The organism is Brooklawnia sp. (assembly GCF_032229645.1).
In the GTDB taxonomy this organism is placed as follows: domain Bacteria; phylum Actinomycetota; class Actinomycetes; order Propionibacteriales; family Propionibacteriaceae; genus Brooklawnia.
This window is the reverse complement of the sequence record NZ_JAVTWX010000132.1, coordinates 1-4,497: the sequence shown is the minus strand read 5'-3', so window position 1 is coordinate 4,497 and position 4,497 is coordinate 1. Positions and strand designations below refer to the sequence as shown.

Below are 4,497 nucleotides of genomic sequence, written 5' to 3'. Positions count from 1 at the left end.
ATCTAGGCTTGCTGCCATGCCACTGCCCACCGACAACCTGCTCGGCCTGTTCCGGGCCATCGTCGATATCGAGTCGGTCAGCCACAACGAACGCCAACTGGCCGACGAGGTCGAGGCGGTGCTGCGCGACTGCCCGCACCTCGAACTCCTGCGCGACGGCGACGCCCTGATGGCCCGCACCAATCTCGGCCGTTCGGAGCGAATCATCATCGCCGGTCATCTCGACACGGTCCCGGTGGACGGAAATCTGCCGTCGACGGTCACCGGGACTGGCGACCGGATCGTCGTCCATGGCCGGGGAACCTGCGACATGAAGGGCGGCCTCGCCTGCATGGTCTGGCTTGCCCAGCGACTGACCTCGCCGAACCGCGACATCACCTGGGTCTTCTACGACTGCGAGGAGATCGAAGACACCGCCAACGGGCTGCGGCGACTGGCGTCCAACCATGCCGACTGGCTGAGAGCCGACCTGGCGGTGCTGATGGAACCCACCAGCGCGCAGATCGAGGGCGGCTGCCAAGGCACCATGCGATTCGACATCACCACAACCGGCGTGGCCGCTCATAGCGCCCGCAGTTGGCTGGGCCACAACGCCATTCATGACATCGCCGACGTGCTGGAGCGCATCCGCGGCTTCGACGCACGCCAGATCGACGTCGACGGCCTGGTCTACCGCGAGGGCCTCAACGCCACATTGATCAACGGCGGACTGGCGTCCAACGTGGTGCCGCCCAGCTGCACGGTGCAGATCAATTATCGCTTCGCCCCCGACAAGTCCGGCGAACAGGCGCTCGCCTTGATGACCGAGGTTTTTGCGGGCTGGACGCTGCAGCTGCGCGACCTGTCACCCGGTGCTCGGCCCGGCCTTGATCAGCCTGCGGCAGCGGCATTCGTGCGGGCCGTCGGGGGGCAGCCTCGTCCGAAATACGGTTGGACGGACGTGGCCCGATTCGCGTCGCTGGGCATGCCCGCGGTCAACTTCGGGCCCGCGGACGCAGGCAAGGCACACGCCGTCGACGAGGAATGCCCGCTGGCCGATCTGGACGCCTGCGTGGACGCTCTGCAGCGCTGGCTATCTGCTTGAGCTGTGACCGATGTGACAGCATGTGAGTCATGGGTTGGTTCTTCGCCGCACTGATGGTCGTCATTGTCGGATTCGTCTTCTTCGTCGCGGCGGGCCGCGGCGGCGAGATGGCTCCGCAGATCGACGATCGTCCGGTTCCTCGGTTGCCCGACCCCGATCGACCGCTGACATCGTCGGATCTCGACCAGCTCAGTTTCGCCGTGGTCACTCGCGGCTATTCGATGGAGCAGGTGGACGCCGTCCTCGACCTGCTCTCGACTCAGCTCAGCGCTGCGGCGCCCTCGGACGACAACCCGCGAACCGGTTCTCCGGTCGATCCCGGCCACCTGGGGGAGGTACCCAACGGCTGGCCGGCGAATCTGGGAAGCGAGCCCAGTCAGCCCGCCGAAGCGGTCGATGCGGAATAATAGGAAGCGGTAGTTCGTCGGACGAACAGAAATGAGGGTCTTATGGCAGCGATGAAACCGCGTACGGGTGACGGTCCGATGGAGGTCGCCAAAGAGGGCCGTGGCATCGTCATGCGAGTTCCGGTGGACGGCGGTGGCCGCCTGGTGGTCGAGTTGAATGCCGCAGAAGCATCCTCGCTGCTGGAGTGCCTGAAGAAGATCGTCGGCTGAACCCGATCCCCGCAGTCAGTCATCTCAACGATCGGCTGGGAACAGACCATGAGGGTCAGTTCCCAGCCGATTATTCATTGGTCAAGCAGACGGACACTCAGCCTTTGGCCGCTTGATGATGTGCGATCGCAGCCTGATAGACCTGCACGGTCTCCTGGGCGATCTTCTCCCAGCTGAACTCGTCGATGCAGCGCTGGCGCCCGGCCAGGCCCATTTCGCGAGCACGCGCCCGGTCACTGGTGATCTGGTTGAGCTTGGCTGCGAAGTCGGCCTCGAAGGCCTCGACATAGGCGGGATCGCCGGCCTTTGCCGGGTCGTAGGGCACCAGCAGCCCGGTCTCGCCGTCCACCACGACCTCAGGGATGCCGCCGACCGCGGACGCGACCACCGGGATCTCACAGGCCATCGCCTCAAGATTCACGATGCCCAGCGGTTCGTAGATGGACGGGCAGGCGAAGACCGTCGAATGGGTGAGAACCTGACGCACGGAGGCTCGGGGCAGCATCTCCTGAACCCAGGTGACGCCGCTGCGCGAGGCATTGAGTTCGGCGAACGCCTTGTCGAACTCCGCGGCGATCTCGGGCGTATCCGGCGCGCCGGCCAGCAGCAAGACCTGGGTGTCGGGATCCAGCAGCCGCGCTGCACGAACCAGATGGACCAGACCCTTCTGGCGGGTGATGCGTCCGACGAAGGTCACGATCGGCTTGTTCAGATCGACGCCGAGGCTCTCGATCACGTCGGTGTTGGGATCCGGCTTGAACTCTTCGGGGTCGATGCCGTTCTTCACCACATGGATCCGCTCGCGCTCCACGAATGGGTAGGCATTCTGGATGTTCTCGATCATGGCGGCCGAGACCGCGATCACCGCGTCCGCATTCGCATAGGCGGTCTTCTCGATCCAGCTGGAGACGCGGTATCCACCGGCCAACTGCTCGACCTTCCACGGGCGGTCCGGCTCAAGCGAATGAGCGGTGACCACCGTCGGAACGTCTTGGAAGAGGCCTGCAATGATGCCGGCGAACTGCGCATACCAGGTGTGCGCATGAATGACGTCGACCTCGGGGACGGCCGCGGCCATCGCCACGTCTGCGCCTAATGTCCGGATCGCGCCGTTGGCGCCTTCAGGGTAGTTCTCGGCGTGGGCGGTGGCTCCCTCGCGAGGTTCGCCCATGCACTGGACGTCGACGCTGTCACAGAATTTTCGTAGCTGGGGGACCAGCTGACCCACATGTACGCCAGCGCCGCCGTAGATGAAGGGGGGGTATTCCCGGGTGAGTATCGAAACGCGCATGCCCTGATGTTGTCACATCGATTGCCCCAGGTCACGGGCGATCGAGAAAAACTTGGATTCTGTGACCATCCGCCGATGGCCGGACTGCCGACACCCTGAGAGAAATTGCGAAATAGGTTGCCAAGCCGGGCCGCAGACCCTAAGTTCGTCTCATGGCACAACCCAAAGTCCTCTCGATTGTTCTCGCCGGGGGCGAGGGCAAGCGACTCATGCCCCTCACTGCTGACCGGGCGAAGCCGGCGGTTCCCTTCGGCGGCACGTACCGTCTCATCGATTTCGCACTGTCAAACATGGTGAACTCCGGGTTCATGCAGGTTGCGGTGCTGACCCAGTACAAGTCCCACTCTCTCGACCGTCACATCACCGTGACCTGGCGTCTGTCGAGCATGCTGGGCAACTACATCACCCCTGTCCCGGCTCAGCAGCGCCGCGGGCCCCACTGGTACCAGGGCAGCGCGGATGCCATCTACCAGTCGATGAACCTCATCAACGACGAGAATCCCGACTATGTGATTGTCTTCGGAGCCGACAACATCTACCGCATGGACGTGTCGCAAATGCTCGCGGCCCACATCGATTCCGGGCTGCCCGCCTCTGTCGCGGCGATCCGGGTGCCTCGCTCGGAGGCGTCCGCGTTCGGCATCATTGATGCGGGTCCCAATCGGGTGATCAACCGCTTCCTGGAGAAGCCGAGCGACCCGCCCGGTCTCGACGATGCCCCCGATATGTCGTTCGCCTCGATGGGTAACTACATCTTCAGCCGCAAGGAACTCGTCGAGCGTTTGAATGCAGATGGCCAGGACAAGGAATCCAAGCACGACATGGGCGGCAATATCATCCCGTCGTTCGTGGACTCCCAGGATTGCTCGGTTTACGACTTCACTGAGAATGACGTGCCGGGTTCAACCGAACTCGACCGCAACTACTGGCGTGACGTGGGTACTATCGACGCCTTCTTCGACGCCCACATGGACCTGATCTCGGTGGTGCCGGAGTTCAATCTCTACAACCAGGAGTGGCCGATCTGGACGATGCAGGCCCAGTTGCCGGGCGCGAAGTTCACGTTGCACGGCACCGCCGAGAGCTCAATCGTCACCAACGGCTGTATCATCTCGGGCTCCGACGTCGATCATTCGGTGCTCAGCCCCGGTGTTCGCATCGACAACCACTCCGTGGTGGACGGCTGCGTCATCATGCACAACGCCCGTGTCGGCCACAACTGCACCTTGCGCAATGTGATCCTCGACAAGAACGTCGTGGTTCCCGACGGTGTGCAGATCGGCGTCGATCACGAGGCGGACGAGGCTCGTGGTTTCACCGTCTCTGAGCGGGGCATCACTGTCGTACCGAAGAACGTCGAGGTCGCCCCGATCTAGGGTTGATGTGCATCTCGGACGTCATGAGAACGGTGCCGGCCCCACCAGGGGCCGGCCCCGGTCTCATTGTTGGTTTCGATGGGCGTGGTTGGTGACAATGGATGATAAGCTCACATCATGAACGCAGCA

General features: G+C 63.3%; 5 protein-coding genes. 4 read left to right on the top strand and 1 reads right to left on the bottom strand.

The window, feature by feature from the left end; all coding sequences use genetic code 11:
* Positions 1 to 16: 16 nt before the first annotated feature.
* The 3 genes from dapE to AAFP05_RS10430 are packed head-to-tail and all read left to right on the top strand — an operon-like array spanning position 17 to position 1,701.
* Entirely contained in the window at positions 17 to 1,084 is a 1,068-nt protein-coding gene (gene dapE / locus AAFP05_RS10440) for a succinyl-diaminopimelate desuccinylase (protein ID WP_341729806.1), read from the top strand.
* Between the two features lie 29 nt (positions 1,085 to 1,113).
* On the top strand, positions 1,114 to 1,491 hold the full coding sequence (locus AAFP05_RS10435; RefSeq protein ID WP_341729805.1) for a DivIVA domain-containing protein: 378 nt from the start codon (positions 1,114 to 1,116) through the stop codon (positions 1,489 to 1,491).
* A gap of 42 nt (positions 1,492 to 1,533) precedes the next feature.
* Complete coding sequence (locus AAFP05_RS10430) at positions 1,534 to 1,701, top strand: DUF3117 domain-containing protein (RefSeq protein ID WP_341729804.1); 168 nt, start codon at positions 1,534 to 1,536, stop codon at positions 1,699 to 1,701.
* Positions 1,702 to 1,798: 97 nt separating this feature from the next.
* On the opposite strand, the gene glgA is transcribed toward AAFP05_RS10430, so the two are convergent.
* The gene (gene glgA, locus AAFP05_RS10425; protein ID WP_341729803.1) at positions 1,799 to 2,992 is read right to left on the bottom strand and encodes a glycogen synthase; all 1,194 of its coding nucleotides are present in this window, start codon (positions 2,990 to 2,992) and stop codon (positions 1,799 to 1,801) included.
* A 152-nt stretch (positions 2,993 to 3,144) separates the two neighbouring features.
* On the opposite strand from glgA, the gene glgC reads away from it, so the two are divergent.
* On the top strand, positions 3,145 to 4,368 hold the full coding sequence (gene glgC, locus AAFP05_RS10420; protein WP_341729802.1) for a glucose-1-phosphate adenylyltransferase: 1,224 nt from the start codon (positions 3,145 to 3,147) through the stop codon (positions 4,366 to 4,368).
* Positions 4,369 to 4,497: the final 129 nt, after the last annotated feature.